Source organism: Streptomyces sp. Sge12 (genome assembly GCF_002080455.1).
Taxonomy (GTDB): domain Bacteria; phylum Actinomycetota; class Actinomycetes; order Streptomycetales; family Streptomycetaceae; genus Streptomyces.
The window spans coordinates 6,231,549-6,247,021 of record NZ_CP020555.1 but is presented as its reverse complement, the minus strand read 5'-3'; the positions used below and the strand labels follow the sequence as shown (position 1 = coordinate 6,247,021).

At 68.5% G+C, this 15,473-nt stretch carries 10 protein-coding genes and 1 pseudogene; 3 read left to right on the top strand and 8 right to left on the bottom strand.

The genetic code is table 11. The features are described from left to right. Nucleotides 1-232: 232 nt before the first annotated feature. Nucleotides 233-1,999, bottom strand: a complete 1,767-nt coding sequence (arc, locus tag B6R96_RS28035; protein ID WP_030389611.1) for a proteasome ATPase — start codon at nucleotides 1,997-1,999, stop codon at nucleotides 233-235. Nucleotides 2,000-2,263: 264 nt separating this feature from the next. Between arc and B6R96_RS28030 the strand changes: the two genes are divergently transcribed. After that, nucleotides 2,264-2,584 (top strand): ferredoxin, encoded by a 321-nt coding sequence (locus B6R96_RS28030; RefSeq protein WP_030016354.1) that lies wholly within the window; start codon nucleotides 2,264-2,266, stop codon nucleotides 2,582-2,584. A gap of 4 nt (nucleotides 2,585-2,588) precedes the next feature. On the opposite strand, the gene B6R96_RS28025 is transcribed toward B6R96_RS28030, so the two are convergent. The 3 genes from B6R96_RS28025 to B6R96_RS28015 all read right to left on the bottom strand — a co-directional run bounded on the left by B6R96_RS28025 (nucleotide 2,589) and on the right by B6R96_RS28015 (nucleotide 5,412). After that, the gene (locus B6R96_RS28025; RefSeq protein WP_053703999.1) at nucleotides 2,589-3,185 is read right to left on the bottom strand and encodes a hypothetical protein; all 597 of its coding nucleotides are present in this window, start codon (nucleotides 3,183-3,185) and stop codon (nucleotides 2,589-2,591) included. Nucleotides 3,186-3,363: 178 nt separating this feature from the next. Then, complete coding sequence (locus tag B6R96_RS28020; protein ID WP_030016358.1) at nucleotides 3,364-4,260, bottom strand: tRNA (adenine-N1)-methyltransferase; 897 nt, start codon at nucleotides 4,258-4,260, stop codon at nucleotides 3,364-3,366. Nucleotides 4,261-4,278: 18 nt separating this feature from the next. Then, entirely contained in the window at nucleotides 4,279-5,412 is a 1,134-nt protein-coding gene (locus B6R96_RS28015; RefSeq protein ID WP_107089555.1) for a site-2 protease family protein, read from the bottom strand. A 222-nt stretch (nucleotides 5,413-5,634) separates the two neighbouring features. Here B6R96_RS28015 and B6R96_RS28010 point away from each other — a divergent pair, with 222 nt between their 5' ends. Further along, complete coding sequence (locus B6R96_RS28010; protein ID WP_081525297.1) at nucleotides 5,635-6,555, top strand: RecB family exonuclease; 921 nt, start codon at nucleotides 5,635-5,637, stop codon at nucleotides 6,553-6,555. Between the two features lie 63 nt (nucleotides 6,556-6,618). Continuing rightward, nucleotides 6,619-7,290 (top strand): response regulator, encoded by a 672-nt coding sequence (locus B6R96_RS28005; protein WP_081523983.1) that lies wholly within the window; start codon nucleotides 6,619-6,621, stop codon nucleotides 7,288-7,290. A gap of 74 nt (nucleotides 7,291-7,364) precedes the next feature. Here B6R96_RS28005 and B6R96_RS28000 read toward each other — a convergent pair whose 3' ends face one another. From B6R96_RS28000 to metH, 4 genes and pseudogenes are all read right to left on the bottom strand, one after another. Continuing rightward, nucleotides 7,365-8,948 (bottom strand): ABC transporter substrate-binding protein, encoded by a 1,584-nt coding sequence (locus tag B6R96_RS28000; protein ID WP_081523982.1) that lies wholly within the window; start codon nucleotides 8,946-8,948, stop codon nucleotides 7,365-7,367. Between the two features lie 71 nt (nucleotides 8,949-9,019). Further along, nucleotides 9,020-10,624 (bottom strand): ABC transporter substrate-binding protein, encoded by a 1,605-nt coding sequence (locus B6R96_RS27995; RefSeq protein ID WP_030389605.1) that lies wholly within the window; start codon nucleotides 10,622-10,624, stop codon nucleotides 9,020-9,022. 530 nt (nucleotides 10,625-11,154) lie between these two features. Continuing rightward, on the bottom strand, nucleotides 11,155-11,856 hold the full coding sequence (locus B6R96_RS27990; RefSeq protein WP_030389604.1) for an HAD family hydrolase: 702 nt from the start codon (nucleotides 11,854-11,856) through the stop codon (nucleotides 11,155-11,157). Nucleotides 11,857-11,968: 112 nt separating this feature from the next. Then, nucleotides 11,969-15,459 (bottom strand): annotated as a pseudogene (gene metH / locus B6R96_RS38830) (methionine synthase). Nucleotides 15,460-15,473: the final 14 nt, after the last annotated feature.

Below are 15,473 nucleotides of genomic sequence, written 5' to 3'. Positions count from 1 at the left end.
CTCGGGAGCGGCGCTCAAGTACCGCTGGTGCTCCGGTGCGTGTGCCTGTGCGGTGCCCGTCCCCGCACTGCGCGTCCGGCGGTACGGATGAGCCTAGAACCACTGCGCGCTCGTGGGGAGATCATTTCCGTCATTGAATGCGCCTTGTCACCGGCTGAAAGCGGTCGGTGAAGCGGTCGGGTAAAGCAGTCGGCTGCGGATGCCCGGAGCGGGCATCCGCAGCCGCTCCGGATCAGAGGTACTGACCGGTGTTCGCCACCGTGTCGATGGAGCGTCCGGTGTCCGCGCCCTGCTTTCCGGTGACGAGCGTGCGGATGAATACGATCCGCTCGCCCTTCTTTCCGGAGATGCGGGCCCAGTCGTCCGGGTTGGTGGTGTTGGGCAGGTCCTCGTTCTCCTTGAACTCGTCCACGCAGGCCTGGAGCAGGTGGGAGACCCGCAGGCCCTTCTGGTTGTGTTCCAGGAAGGCCTTGATCGCCATCTTCTTGGCCCGGTCGACGATGTTCTGGATCATCGCGCCCGAGTTGAAGTCCTTGAAGTAGAGGACTTCCTTGTCGCCGTTGGCGTACGTGACCTCGAGGAAGCGGTTCTCCTCGGTTTCGGCGTACATCTGCTCGACGACGGTCTGGATCATGCTGTGGACGGTGCCGTCCTTGGATCCCTGGTGTTCGGACAGGTCGTCCGTGTGCAGGGGCAGCGAGGCCTTGAGGTACTTCGCGAAGATGTCCTTCGCGGCCTCGGCGTCCGGACGCTCGATCTTGATCTTCACATCGAGGCGGCCGGGACGCAGGATGGCCGGGTCGATCATGTCCTCGCGGTTGGAGGCGCCGATGACGATGACGTTCTCCAGGCCTTCCACGCCGTCGATCTCGGCGAGCAGCTGGGGGACGATGGTGTTCTCCACGTCCGAGCTGACTCCGGATCCACGGGTGCGGAAGAGGGATTCCATCTCGTCGAAGAAGACGATGACGGGGGTGCCCTCGCTCGCCTTCTCCCGGGCACGCTGGAAGACGAGGCGGATGTGCCGCTCGGTCTCGCCGACGTACTTGTTGAGGAGTTCGGGGCCCTTGATGTTCAGGAAGTAGGACTTCCCGGCGGGCTGGCCGGTGACCTCGGCGACCTTCTTGGCAAGGGAGTTGGCGACGGCCTTGGCGATGAGCGTCTTGCCGCAGCCGGGCGGGCCGTAGAGCAGGATGCCCTTCGGGGGCCGCAGTTCGTGTTCCTTGAAGAGGTCCGGGTAGAGGTACGGGAGCTCGACCGCGTCGCGGATCAGCTCGATCTGGTCGCCCAGGCCGCCGATCTTGTCGTAGTCGATGTCCGGGACCTCTTCGAGGACGAGCTCTTCGACCTCGCTCTTGGGGACGACCTCGTAGACGTAGCCGGAGCGGGGTTCGAGCAGGAGGGCGTCGCCGGGACGGATGGTGATGTCCAGGAGCGGCTCGGCGAGCCTCACCACCCTTTCCTCGTCGGTGTGCCCGACGACCAGGGCGCGCTCGCCGTCCTCGAGGATCTCCTTGAGGGTGACGATGTCCCCGGCCCGCTCGAATTCCATGGCCTCGACCACGTTGAGGGCCTCGTTGAGCATGACCTCCTGGCCGCGCCGGAGGTCTTCCGGGTCGACGCTGGGGCTGACGTTCACACGGAGCTTTCGGCCTCCGGTGAAGATGTCGACGGTGCCGTCCTCATTCGCTTGCAGGAAGACACCGAAACCGGCCGGCGGCTGTGCGAGCCGGTCGACTTCTTCCTTGAGGGCCACGATCTGGTCCCGGGCCTCACGGAGGGTATTCGCGAGTCGTTCGTTCTGTGCGGATACGCCGGCCAGATTTGTCTGGAGCTCGACGATCCGCTCTTCGAGAATCCTCGTGTGTCGCGGAGAGTCGGCGAGCTTTCGTCGCAGGACGGCGATTTCCTGCTCGAGATAGGCAACCTGGCCGGCGGGGTCCTCGGACCCTCGCGCGGGCCGGATGCCGCGGTTGATGTCGTCGTCGTGGGCTGCCACGGTCCTCACCTCCTCCAAGGGGAGCTGGACGCTTCCTGACCCTACCTGGGCTGGTGGTGATTGAAACCCCTAGATCACAAAGACGGTAGAGGTGTGTCCGATCTTCACCCTTGCGTACTCCCTCACGCCAAGGAAATACCCACCCATCAAACTCCGGAAGCAGCCGGTTGTAAGGTCGAACTGTTCAACACCCGTCAGGGCTCGCGCGACTTGCTGCGGGTCGTGATCGGGATGGATCACTCAGCGCAGGGAACGGCAGGAGATATGACCGTGCAGCAGGAGGCTCCGACGGGCGGCGGCGGCGAGGCAGGCGAGCCGCTCGAGGTCTGGATCGATCAGGACCTGTGCACCGGGGACGGGATCTGCGTGCAGTACGCGCCTGAGGTGTTCGAGCTGGACATTGATGGTCTGGCGTATGTGAAGAGCCCCGAGGACGAGCTGCTGCAGGACGCGGGGGCTACCACTCCGGTTCCGCTCACGCTGCTCCAGGACGTGGTCGACTCGGCGAAGGAATGTCCGGGCGACTGCATTCACGTAAGGCGCGTTTCGGACAGGGTGGAAGTCTTCGGTCCCGACGCGGAGTGACGTTTCAAACACTCCTGGAGGCCGAGTCCGTCAGCTCCTGGCGGAATTTTCCGTCGCGCCAGCGCCACTTGGCGAGCTGTTTCGTGTCGGGGCTGTAGCGGGGTACGTCGGGTGAGGAGTAGCCGACGAGGGTGGCCGTGACGAGGCCGTCGCGGACGGTGAGTCCGGTGGCGGTCTGTCGCCGGCCGGCTTCGAGCAGGGTGGCGACGACGCGGGGGCGGGTGGCTTCGGCCGGGTCCTGGGTGAGTACGTAGATCGCGTGGGGCGGGGTGCCGGAGCCGGCCTCGCAGCGGACTGCGGCCACGGTCTCGGGGCGGCCGTCGCCGTCGAGGTCGCCCTGGGCGCTGATGGTGACGGTCTGCGGGGCGCCCTTGCAGTCGAGGGGGTAGGTGACCCCCGCGGGGTCGGGGGCGGCGGCCTGCGGGCCCTTCGCGGCGGGTTCCCCGGCGGCCGCGGGAGTGCCGGTGGCCGGCTGTACCAGTCCTGCCGCGGCTATGACGGCGGCCATGGCGGTGGCCGTGGCGAGCCAGTGGACGGGCCTGGTGCGGCTGTGCCCCAGGGTTTCCGGGATCGGAGCCGGCTCGGCGGTGCTGTGCGGCACGCGGGGTGTCTCCTGTGCGAAGGGTGACGGGGAGCCAGCATCGTGCCACACCTCACACAGAGGTGGAACGGCTGGGTCCGGCGCTGGTGCACGGACAACGAAAAGGCGCTGTGGCGCAGTTCCCGGGTGGATCGGGGGAACTGCGCCACAGCGCCTTCGTGTTGGGTCTGCGGGGCCGTTACGCGGAGCGGTCGCTGCCGGGGCCGTCGTAGTCCTCGCCGTAGGCGCCCTTGGCGGGGCGGCGGCGGCGCATCGGGGGCTCGACGCCGTCCGCGAGGCGGCGGGCGGTGACGAGGAAGCCGGTGTGGCCGATCATCCGGTGGTCCGGGCGGACGGCGAGGCCTTCCACGTGCCAGTTGCGGATCATCGATTCCCAGGGCTGCGGCTCGGCGAAGCAGCCGATCTCGCGGATGGACTCGACGGTCTTGGACAGCTGGGTGGTGGTGGCCACGTAGCAGCAGAGGATGCCGCCGGGGACCAGGGCCTTGGAGACGGCCTCCAGGCACTCCCAGGGGGCGAGCATGTCGAGGATGACCCGGTCGACGTCCGTGTCGGACAGGTTGTCCTGGAGGTCGCCGACGGTCAGCTGCCACGCGGGGTGGGGTCCGCCGAAGTAGCGCTCGACGTTGGCGGTGGCGATCTCGGCGAAGTCCGCGCGGCGCTCGTAGCTGTGGAGCATGCCCTGGTCGCCGATGGCGCGCAGCAGGAAGCTGCTCAGGGAGCCGGAGCCCACTCCCGCTTCCACGACGCGTGCGCCGGGGAAGATGTCGGCGAAGGCCAGGATCTGGCCCGCGTCCTTGGGGTAGACCACGGCGGCGCCGCGGGGCATGGACAGGACATAGTCGGGGAGCAGGGGTCGCAGCGCGAGATATGCGACGTTGCCCGTGGTGCGGACAACGCTGCCTTCGGGAGCACCGATCAGCTCGTCATGCGGGAAGGAACCCTTGTGGGTGTGGAAATTCTTCCCGGCTTCGAGCGTGAACGTGTAGTGGCGGCCCTTGGGGTCGGTGAGCTGTACCTGGTCCCCGACCTCGAAGGGCCCGCGTCGGCGGGCGGCACCGGTCGGTTCGGACATGTGACCAGTGTATTGGCTTCAGGACTGGGGCCGTGCCATGGCCTTCACGAAGGCCTTCTCGACGTCGAGGGTGGACAGGACGCCGTAGATGGCGCCGGCGGGTTCGAGGACGAGGTACTCGGTGGCGGGGGTGGCGCGGAGGTGCTCGAGGAGTTCCTCGCCGGTGAGGTCGGCCGAAACCTTCATGCCGTCGGTGAGGTCCTGGGCGAGGGTGCTGACGGCGACCCAGGGGCGGCGGTGTTCGGGGACGGAGGCGATGGCGCTCTCGCGGACGATGGCGGTGGGGTCGCCGTGGCCGTCCACGACGACGAGGGCGCGGGCGCCGGCCTCGTTGGCGCGTCGCAGGGCCTCGGAGAGCGGGGTGGCGTTCTCGACGGGGATGGCGCGGCGGGTGAGGGTGCGGGCGCGCAGTTCCGGGAGGTGCTGGCGCAGGCGCGCCATGCGCAGGCTGTTGCCGGCCCCGGTCCAGATGATGGCCGCGAGGATGGCGGCGAGCAGGGCGTCCATGACGGTGTTCATGCCGTCGATCTCGCCGGTGCGGTTGCCGAGGGTGCCGGTGCGGGTGAGCAGCGGGAGGCCGATGAGGACGGCGACGGCGAGGGCGCGGCCGACCCAGGCTGCGGCGACGGTGCCGGCCATGGGCTTGCCGGTGATGCCCCAGATGACGGCGCGGAGCATGCGGCCGCCGTCGAGGGGGAGGCCGGGCAGCAGGTTGAAGGCGGCGACGAGCAGGTTGGAGATCATCAGCCCGGCGAGCAGGACGCCGGGGACGGTGGCCGGGTCGACGGCCTTCATGCCGAGGTAGAAGGCTCCGGCGAGGAGGAGGGAGAGCAGGGGGCCGACGAAGGCGAGGACGAATTCGCGGCCGGGCGTCTCGGATTCCTTCTCGATCTCGGAGACTCCGCCGAAGAACTGGAGCTGGATGCGGCGCACGGGGAGCTTGAAGCGCAGGGCTGCGACCGTGTGCGCGAGTTCGTGGACCAGGACGGAGGCGTAGAAGGCGACGGCGAAGAAGAGGGAGACCAGGTAGCGGACGGGCCCGAGGTCGGGCAGGACGCGGTCGAGCTGGTCGCCGAAGACCCAGGTGATGAGGGCGGCGACGAGGAACCAGCTGGGCGAGACGTAGACGGGTACGCCGAAGGGGCGGCCCATGAGGATTCCGCCGCCCGGTCCGGAGCGCCTTCCTGCGCGCTCGCCGGTCTCGTCGGTGTCTGCCACGGCTTTCCTTCGTTCGGTGCTGGTGTTTCCAGTGTCGTTCTGTTCGTGTTCGTGCTGGTGCTGTAGCGGGTTGTGATGCTCCGATCATGCAGTGCGAGGGGGCTTGGCGTCGATGGTATGCGCGTGCTGTCGGCGGTGGGTCGTAGGGTTTTGTGCATGACGACGAGCCCTGGGGCTGTGCCTGGCGCAGCCGATGCCGATGCGCGGAGCGCTGTGGCGCCCACTTCGCTCTCCCCTTCGCGGGCGAGCGATTTCATGCAGTGCCCGTTGCTGTACCGGTTCCGGGTGATCGACAGGCTGCCGGAGAAGCCCAGTGCGGCGGCGACGCGCGGGACGCTGGTGCACGCGGTGCTGGAGCGGCTCTTCGATCATCCGGCGCAGGAGCGTACGGCGCCGCGGGCGAAGGCGCTGGTGCCGGGGCAGTGGGACCGGTTGCTGGAGTCGAAGCCGGAGCTGACGGAGCTGTTCCCGGAGGGTGACGAGGGGGCGGGGCTGGCGCGCTGGCTGACGGAGGCCGAGGCGCTGGTCGAGCGGTGGTTCACGTTGGAGGACCCGACGCGGCTGGAGCCGGTGGAGCGGGAGTTCTTCGTGGAGACCGAGCTGGAGTCGGGGCTGCGGTTGCGCGGGATCATCGACCGGGTGGACGTGGCGCCGTCGGGTGAGGTGCGGATCGTCGACTACAAGACGGGCAAGGCGCCGCGGCCGGAGTACGCCGAGGGCGCGCTGTTCCAGATGAAGTTCTACGCGCTGGTGGTGTGGCGGCTGAAGCAGGTGGTGCCGCGGCGGCTCCAGCTGGTGTACCTGGGCAGCGGGGACGTGCTGACGTACGACCCGGTGATCGCGGACCTGGAGCGGGTGGAGCGCAAGCTGCTCGCGTTGTGGGAGGCGATCCGGGAGGCGACGGAGTCGGGTGACTGGCGGCCGCGGCCGACGAAGCTGTGCGGCTGGTGTGATCATCAGGCGGTGTGTCCGGAGTTCGGCGGGACTCCCCCGCCCTACCCGCTTGCGATTTCCTCCGGCTCCCGCCCGGAGGTGCCCCCTGCGCGGCAGGGGGAGGAGGTCCCGGCGGAGTCCTGATCATGGTGTCAGGGCAGAATGGACGCGTTTGCCGTAGCCGTCCGACGAATACGAGGTAGACCCGTGGCGATCCGCGTCCTTCTGGTCGACGACCAGCCACTGCTGCGCACCGGCTTCCGCATGATCCTGGAGGCCGAGGAGGATCTGGCGGTGGTCGGTGAGGCCGGGGACGGTCTGCAGGCGCTGGACCAGGTGCGGGCGCTGCAGCCCGACGTGGTGCTGATGGACATCCGGATGCCGCGGATGGACGGGGTGGAGGCGACGCGCCGGATCACCGGTCCGGAGCGGGACGGGCCGGCGAAGGTGCTGGTGCTGACCACCTTCGACCTGGACGAGTACGTGGTGGAGGCGCTGCGGGCCGGGGCGAGCGGGTTCCTGCTGAAGGACGCGCCGGCGAACGAGCTGGTGCAGGCGATCCGGGTGGTCGCGGCGGGCGAGGCGATGCTCGCGCCGAGCATCACGCGCCGCCTGCTCGACAAGTACGCGGGGCATCTCCCGTCGGGCGAGGAGAGCCTTCCGAACACGCTGGGGACGTTGACCGAGCGTGAGGTCGAGGTGCTGAAGCTGGTGTCCCGCGGGCTGTCGAACGCGGAGATCGCGGCGGATCTGTTCGTGAGCGAGACGACGGTCAAGACGCATGTGGGGCACGTACTGACGAAGCTGGGGCTGCGGGACCGGGTCCAGGCGGCGGTGTACGCGTACGAGAGCGGTCTGGTCCGCCCCGGGGCCCAGTAGCTCCGCCGGGGCGCGCATGCGCGAGGGGGCCGTACGCATCGATGCGTACGGCCCCCTCGCGCTGTGCTGCGGCATCAGCCCTTGCTGATCTCCCAGAAGCGGAAGACCGTCGAGGCGTCGAGGGACCACTGCAGGCCGTTCACGTTCTGGCGGGTGACGGCGTACTGCTTGCCCTGCCAGAGCGGGAGGAGCGGGAGCTCCTCGGCGACGATGTCCTGGAGGCGGTTGTAGTCCGTGTTGGCCGCGGTGCGGTCGGACTTCGCGGAGGTCGACGGGATGATGGTCCCGGTGATCTCCTTGTTGTCGTAGTTGTTGTTCAGCACGTTGCCCGGGCCGAAGAAGGGCTGCGTGAAGTTGTCGGCGTCCGGGTAGTCGGGCACCCAGCCCTTCACGTACACGCCGTACTTGCCGGCCTGGATGTCCTTCTCGTACTGCTCGTACTCGACGGACTTGACGTCGGCGTCGAAGAGGCCGCTGTCGTTGAGCTGCTTGGCGATGACCTCGAACTGCTGGTCCGTGGAGGGGCCGTAGCGGGACGGGGTGGAGTACAGGGTCAGCTTGACCTTGCCGTTGATGCCGCCGGCCTTGAGGACGGCCTTGGCCTTCTCGGGCTGCGGGGTGCCGCCGTAGCGGTCGAAGAACGGCGTCGTGTGGCCGGCGATGCCGGTCGGCACGATGGAGTAGAGCGCGGTGGCGGTGCCCGCGTACACGTCCTTGACGAGGGCTTCGCGGTCCACGAGGTAGGCGATGGCCTTGCGGACGGGCAGCTTGCCGACGACCGGGTCGTTGACGTTGAACACCAGGTGCTCGACCTCGGCGCCCGTGCCCTGGACGACGTCGACCTTCCCGTCGCCGGTGTTGCTCGACGCGAGGGCTGCGATGTCCTTGGCGGCGAGGCCGCGGAACGCGAAGTCCACGTCGCCGCTCTCGAGGGTCGTCTTGAGGCCGGCCTGGTCGCCGTTGAAGAACTTCAGCGTGACGCCGGTGTTCTTGGCCTTGGCCTTGCCGCTGTAGGACTCGTTGACGGAGAAGGTGGCGCTCTTGTCGCCGAAGGAGTCCAGCTTGTAGACACCGGAGCCGATGGCCTTGTTGTCGGTGCGCAGCTTGTCGGCCGGGTACTCGGCGTGGTCGACGATGGAGCCGGCACCCGAGGCGATCTTGCTGGGGAAGGTCGCGTCGGAGGTCTTCAGCTTGAAGATGACGGTCTTGTCGTCGGGGGCGTCGATGCTGCCGATCGACGCGAGCATCACGGCGGGGCCGTTCTCGTCGTTGATCTTCAGCGTGCGCTCGAAGGAGAACTTGACGTCCTTCGAGGTGAGGCTGTGGCCGTTGCTGAACTTCAGGCCGTCCCGCAGGGTGCACTTGTAGAGCTTGCTGTCGCCGCCCTCGAAGGCACAGGTCTGTGCGGCGTCGGGCTCGGGGGTGGTGCCGCCCTTGGGGAAGCTCAGCAGCGACTGGAAGACGTTGTTGAACAGCAGCCAGGAGCCCGGGTCGTAGCCCGATGCCGGGTCGACGGACTTCACCTTGTCGGATATGCCCATGACCACGCCCTTGCCGCTGCCGGCATTGGAGCCATCGGTCGAACCGCAACCGCTGAGCAGCGCGGCGGCGGTGGCTGCGCCGAGCGGGGCCGCCAGCCACTGGTTACGTCGATTCACGCGAACGTCCTTCACAGTCGAACTGTTTCGTTGCGCCGGCCTGCGACACCCGCCGCCGGTTGTTGCCGTTCTCAGCCGCTTACGCCGCGACCGAGCTCCCACAGTTGGAGGTCGGAGATGGCGTTGACCGACCACTCCACTCCGGTGATCCCGTCGCGTGCGGCGACGTACTGCTTGCCCTGCCACAGGGGCAGGACGGGTACGTCCTCGGCGACGATGTCCTGCATCTCCGTGATCGCGGGGACGGCGACGGTACGGTCGGCCGCGCGCCGGGATTCGGGGAGGAGCCTGCTGCGCACCGCGCTGTTGGCGTACGGCGTGCCCAGGAAGTTGTCCTGCTCCAGGAACGGGGCGAGGAAGTTGTCGGCGTCCGGGTAGTCGGGGAACCAGCCGAGCCCGTAGGCGGCGTGGTCGCCCTTCTTCTGGGCGGGGCGGAAGTCGGACCACTCGCTGCCCTGGACGGTGATGTCGAAGAGCTGGGTGGAGTTCAGCTGGGCCTTGAGGGCCTCGAACTCGGCGGCCGTGCCGTCGCCGTAGTGGTCGCTGGTGTAGTGCAGGGTCAGCTTGACCGGGGTCTTGATCCCGGCTTCCTTCAGCAGTGCGGCGGCCTTGGGCGTGTTGGCCTCGCCGTACTTGTTGTAGAAGGAGTTGACGTGGCCCGTGACGGTGGTGGGGACCAGCGAGTAGAGCGGCTGCGCGGACTTGCCGTAGACCTTGGAGATGAGCTGGCCGCGGTCGACGGCGGCGGCGAGGGCCTGGCGGACGGCCTTCTCCTTGACGACCGGCGCCTCGGTGTTGAAGCCGAGGTAGCGGATCTCCAGGCCAGGCATCGGGACCAGCTTGACGCCCTTGGGCGGCTGCTCGGTGAGCTCGGTGATCTGGGCGGGCGACAGGGTGCGGGAGACCATGTGGATCTTCCCGTCGGTGAGCGCCTTGCTCATGGCCGGGGAATCGGCGAAGGTGCGCAGTTCGACCTTGTCGTTCTGCAGCTTGAGGTCGCCCTTGTAGTGCGGGTTCTTGGTGAAGACGGCGCGGACCAGCCGGTTGCCCTTGACCTCGGCCTTCATCGTGTACGGACCGGAGCCGTCCACGGAGAAGCCCTCGCGGAGCTTCTTGGCGTCGTAGTTCTTCTCGCTGACGATGCCGGCGGCGGGGGTGGAGAGCTTGAACGGGAAGGTCGCGTCCGGGGTCTTCAGGTGGAAGACGACGGTGTCGGCGCCCTTGACCTCGACGTTGTCGAGGGTGGAGAGCAGCGAGGAGGGGCCGTTCTCGTCCTTGATGGCACGGACGCGGTCGATCGAGAACTTGACGTCCTTGGCGGTGAGCGGCTCACCGTCGGCGAACTTCAGCCCGGGGCGCAGCGTGCAGCGGTAGCTCTCGTTGCCGGCGTCGGTGAAGCGGCAGGCGGAGGCCGCTTCGGGGACGGGCTGGCCGCCGCCGCGCGGGGTGTGCATCAGCGTCTGGACGGTCTGGCGCAGAACGTTCCACGCGCCGGCGTCGTAGGCGTAGGCGGGGTCGAAGGGGGCGGGAGCGAAGTCTGCGGCCTCGAACCGATCGGTGGTTCCGACGACGATCGCTCCGGATCCTGCTCCTCCGCCGCTCGCGCTGCCGCAGGCGGCCAGCGCGGGGGTGAGCAGTCCGGCCGCGGCCGTCAGCACCATGGTCTTGCGGTTCATGCTGGAAGTACTCCCTGTAACCGGCACTTGTTCAAAGCGGCGTAAAGGGCACTTCACGGCGGTCGCCCGTTCAGGGCGGAACGATCGGGCCGGTGTAGTGACGATCGGTCCACGCGGTCCCGGCACAGGGGTGTGTGCCGGAGCGGCTGAGGTGCGGCTTGGTGCCCGCGTCGACACTAGTGGTCCGGGACGGGATGGCTGGAACTGACCGGACTTGGGGCGTAATCGCACCGTGATCGGAGCGAACTGCCTGTTCACGCGCAGGGCTGCGCAGATTCGGTCAGGGGCTGATCAATCCGGACACAAGGGAAGGGGCGGGAGGGCCCGAGGGGGTCTGCCGGGGGGTGGGTGGGTGACCAATGTCACTCTGAGCTATGGCCCTGGAGAGGATGGAATTTCAGCCTCCGGGGCCTGCGACGGAAGATCCTTCCGTCGGACCTCCCTCACGCGCGCGTTCCGTTCGGCACAGAGCGTGCTTGCGGAATGCCGGTGTGTGGCGGCGTACGGATCGGGACGGGTGGCCGTCGCGCTCAGTTCATCGGGACGATGAGCGAGCGCAGGAACGCCAGGTCCACGTCCTCCAGCGAGCGGACGACCGTACGGCCGGGCGCCGGTTCGATCACACCGACCGAGGGGATGGCCACGACCCGGCAGCCGGCGGCCTCGGCGGCCGCCACGCCCGTGCGGGTGTCCTCGATGACCGCGCACCGCGAGGGGTGCGCCCCCAGCGACCGCGCGGCGTACAGGTACGGGTCGGGGTGCGGCTTCGTGCGCGCCACCTCGTCACCGGCGACCGTCATCGTGAAGCGGTCGCGGCCGAGGGTGAGCAGGACCTGGTCGATGACCCGGCGGTGGGAGGCCGAGACGAGGGCGGTGGGCACGTTGTGCCGGGCCAGCTCGGACAGCAGCCGCTCGGCGCCGGGCATCAGCGGCACCCGGTCGGCGATTCGGGCCTCGAAACGCTCGTTGAGCAGGACGCTCAGCTCGGCGAGGCCGATGGCGGCGCCGGTCGACTCGATCAGGAAGCTCGCGCTGCGGCTCATCGGGCCGCCCACGACCACGTCGCGCCAGGCGTCCTCCAGCCGGTGCCCGAGCTCCCGGAAGATCTCCGCCTCGATCTCCCACCAGAAGCCCTCGGTGTCCACGAGGGTGCCGTCCATGTCGAGCAGCACCGCCTGCAGGGCAGAACCGTCGGCCGTACGGGCGACGGGGGCGGGAACGGTGCTCGTCATGCGCATGCCTCTCAGAAGGGACGAGAAGGCCGGTCACCTCTTCCGCGGGCATACCACCCCGGGGAACAGGCGACCGGCCTGTATGGGACCGACAAGTGTACGTCGGTGGACCTCAGCGTGCGTTGAAATACTTCGCTTCCGGGTGATGAATCACGATCGCGTCGGTGGACTGCTCCGGGTGGAGCTGGAACTCCTCCGACAGGTGGACGCCGATCCGCTCCGGCTGGAGGAGGTCGGCGATCTTCGCGCGGTCCTCCAGGTCGGGGCAGGCGCCGTAGCCCAGCGAGAAGCGGGCGCCGCGGTACTTCAGGTCGAACATGTCCTCGACCTTCGACGGGTCCTCGCCGCCGAATCCGAGCTCGGCGCGGACCCGGGCGTGCCAGTACTCGGCCATGGCCTCGGCGAGCTGCACGGACAGGCCGTGCAGCTCCAGGTACTCGCGGTAGGAGTCCGACTCGAACAGCTTCGCCGTGGCCTCGCCGATCTTCGAGCCCACGGTGACGACCTGGAGGCCGACGACGTCGGTCTCGCCGGACTCCTCCGGGCGGAAGAAGTCCGCGAGGCACAGGCGCCGGCCGCGGCGCTGGCGCGGGAAGGTGAAGCGGGTCCGCTCGTTGCCCTCCTCGTCCAGGATGATCAGGTCCTCGCCCTTGGAGACGCAGGGGAAGTACCCGTAGACCACCGCGGCCTCGAGGAGGTTCTCGGTGTGCAGCTTGTCCAGGAGGCCGCGCAGGCGCGGACGGCCCTCGCTCTCGACGAGCTCCTCGTACGTGGCCCCGCCCGCGCGGGCCTGCTTCAGGCCCCACTGGCCCTTGAACAGGGCGCCCTCGTCGAGCCAGGAGGCGTAGTCCTTGAGCGGGATGCCCTTGACGACGCGGGTGCCCCAGAACGGCGGGGTGGGGACCGGGTTGTCGACCGAGACGTCGGAACGGCCCCCGGGCTCCTCGGCCTCCTCGACCGCGAGGACCGGCGTGTCGCGCTTGGCGACGCGGCGCTGCTTGAGCTCGGGCAGGGACGCACCCGGCACGCCGCGCTTGACCGCGATGAGGGCGTCCATGAGGCGCAGGCCCTCGAAGGCGTCGCGGGCGTAGCGGACCTCGCCCTCGTAGATCTCGTGGAGGTCCTGCTCGACGTAGGCGCGGGTGAGGGCGGCGCCGCCGAGGATCACCGGGTAGTCTGCCGCCAGCTTGCGCTGGTTGAGCTCCTCCAGGTTCTCCTTCATGATCACCGTCGACTTCACCAGCAGACCGGACATGCCGATCACGTCGGCCTTGTGTTCCTGCGCGGCTTCCAGGATCGCGAGACCGGCTGTTTGATGCCGATGTTGACGACGTTGTAGCCGTTGTTGGTGAGGATGATGTCGACGAGGTTCTTGCCGATGTCGTGGACGTCGCCGCGAACGGTCGCCAGGACGATGGTGCCCTTGCCCTCGTCGTCGGTCTTCTCCATGTGCGGCTCCAGATACGCCACCGCCGTCTTCATGACCTCGGCGGACTGGAGGACGAACGGCAGCTGCATCTGGCCGGAGCCGAACAGCTCACCGACGACCTTCATGCCCTCCAGCAGGTGTCGTTGACGATGTCGAGGGCCGGGCGGGTCTGGAGGGCCTCGTCGAGGTCGTCTCCAGTCCGTTCTTCTCGCCGTCGATGATGCGCCGCTGGAGCCGTTCGTCCAGGGGCAGGGCGAGGAGTTCCTCGGCCGGCCGGCCTTCAGGACTTGGTGTTGACGCCCTCGAAGAGCGCCATGAGTTTCTGCAGGGGTCGTAGTCGCCCTCGCGCCGGTCGTGGATCAGGTCGAGGGCGGTGGTGACCTGTTCGTCGTCGAACCGGGCGATGGGGAGGATCTTGCTGGCGTGGACGATGGCGAGTCCAGGCCGGCTTTGACGCACTCGTCGAGGAAGACGGAGTTCAGCAGGACGCGGGCGGCCGGGTTCAGGCCGAAGGAGATGTTGGAGAGGCCGAGCGTGTCTGGACGTCGGGTGGCGGCGCTTGAGTTCGCGGATGGCTCGATGGTGGCGATGCCGTCCGCGGACTCCTCCTGGCCGGTGCAGATGGTGAAGGTGAGGGTGTCGATGAGGATGTCGACTCGCGGATGCCCCAGTTGCCCGTCAGGTCCTCGATCAGCCGCTCGGCGATGGCGACCTTGTGCTCGACGGTGCGGGCCTGGCCCTCTTCGTCGATGGTCAGTGCGATGAGGGCGGCGCCGTGTTCCTGTGCGAGGCGGGTGACCTGGGCGAAGCGGGACTCCGGGCCGTCGCCGTCCTCGTAGTTGACCGAGTTGATGACGGCGCGGCCGCCCAGCTTCTCCAGGCCCGCCCGGATGACGGGGACCTCGGTCGAGTCCAGGACGATCGGCAGTGTGGAGGCGGTGGCAAAACGACCGGCGAGTTCCTCCATGTCGGCGACGCCGTCGCGGCCGACGTAGTCCACGCACAGGTCGAGCATGTGCGCGCCCTCGCGGATCTGGTCGCGGGCCATCTCCACGCAGTCGTCCCAGCGGGCCTCGAGCATGGCCTCACGGAACTTCTTCGACCCGTTGGCGTTCGTCCGCTCGCCGATCGCCATGTACGAGGTGTCCTGGCGGAACGGAACCGTCTGGTAGAGGGAGGCCGCGCCCGGCTCGGGCTGGGGGTGCGCTCGGTGATCGCCGTACCCGGACCCGCTCGACGACCTGGCGCAGGTGCTCGGGTGGTGCCGCAGCAGCCGCCGACCAGGGAGAGCCCGTAGTCGCGGACGAAGGTCTCCTGGGCGTCGGCCAGCTCTCGGCGCTCAGGGGGTAGTGCGCCCGTCCTTGGTGAGGACGGGCAGGCCGCGTTGGGCATGCAGGAGATCGGGATGCGGGCGGTGCGGCGAGGTAGCGCAGGTGCTCGCTCATCTCGGCGGGGCCGGTCGCGCAGTTCAGGCCGATCATGTCGATGCCGAGCGGCTCCAGCGCCGTGAGCGCCGCGCCGATCTCCGAGCCGAGGAGCATCGTGCCCGTCGTCTCCACGGTCACCGAACAGATCAGCGGGACGGTGATTCCGAGGGCCTCCATGGCGCGGCGGGCGCCGATGATGGAGGACTTGGTCTGGAGGAGGTCCTGGGTGGTCTCGACGAGCAGTGCGTCGGCGCCGCCGGAGATCAGGCCCTCCGCGTTGATCTGGTAGGCGTCACGAATCTGGCCGTAGGAGATGTGGCCCAGCGTCGGCAGCTTGGTGCCCGGGCCCATCGAGCCCAGCACCCACCGCTGCTGCCCCGTGCTCGCGGTGAACTCGTCGGCCACCTCACGGGCGATCCGGGCACCCGCCTCGGACAGCTCGAAATTGCGGTCGGCGATGTCGTACTCCGCCAGCGCCGCATAGTTCGTACCGAAGGTGTTCGTCTCGACGCAGTCCACACCCACCGAGAAGTACGCCTCGTGCACCGAGCGCACGATGTCGGGGCGGGTCACGTTCAGGACCTCGTTGCAGCCCTCCAGCTGCTGGAAGTCCTCCATGCTGGGGTCCTGCGCCTGGAGCATCGTCCCCATGGCCCCGTCGGCGACGACCACACGGGTCGCAAGCGCCTCCCGGAGGGCATCGGCCCGGGTCTGGGTGTCAGCGGGCGGGTTGGGCAACGAAGCCATGGTTGTGCTCCCTG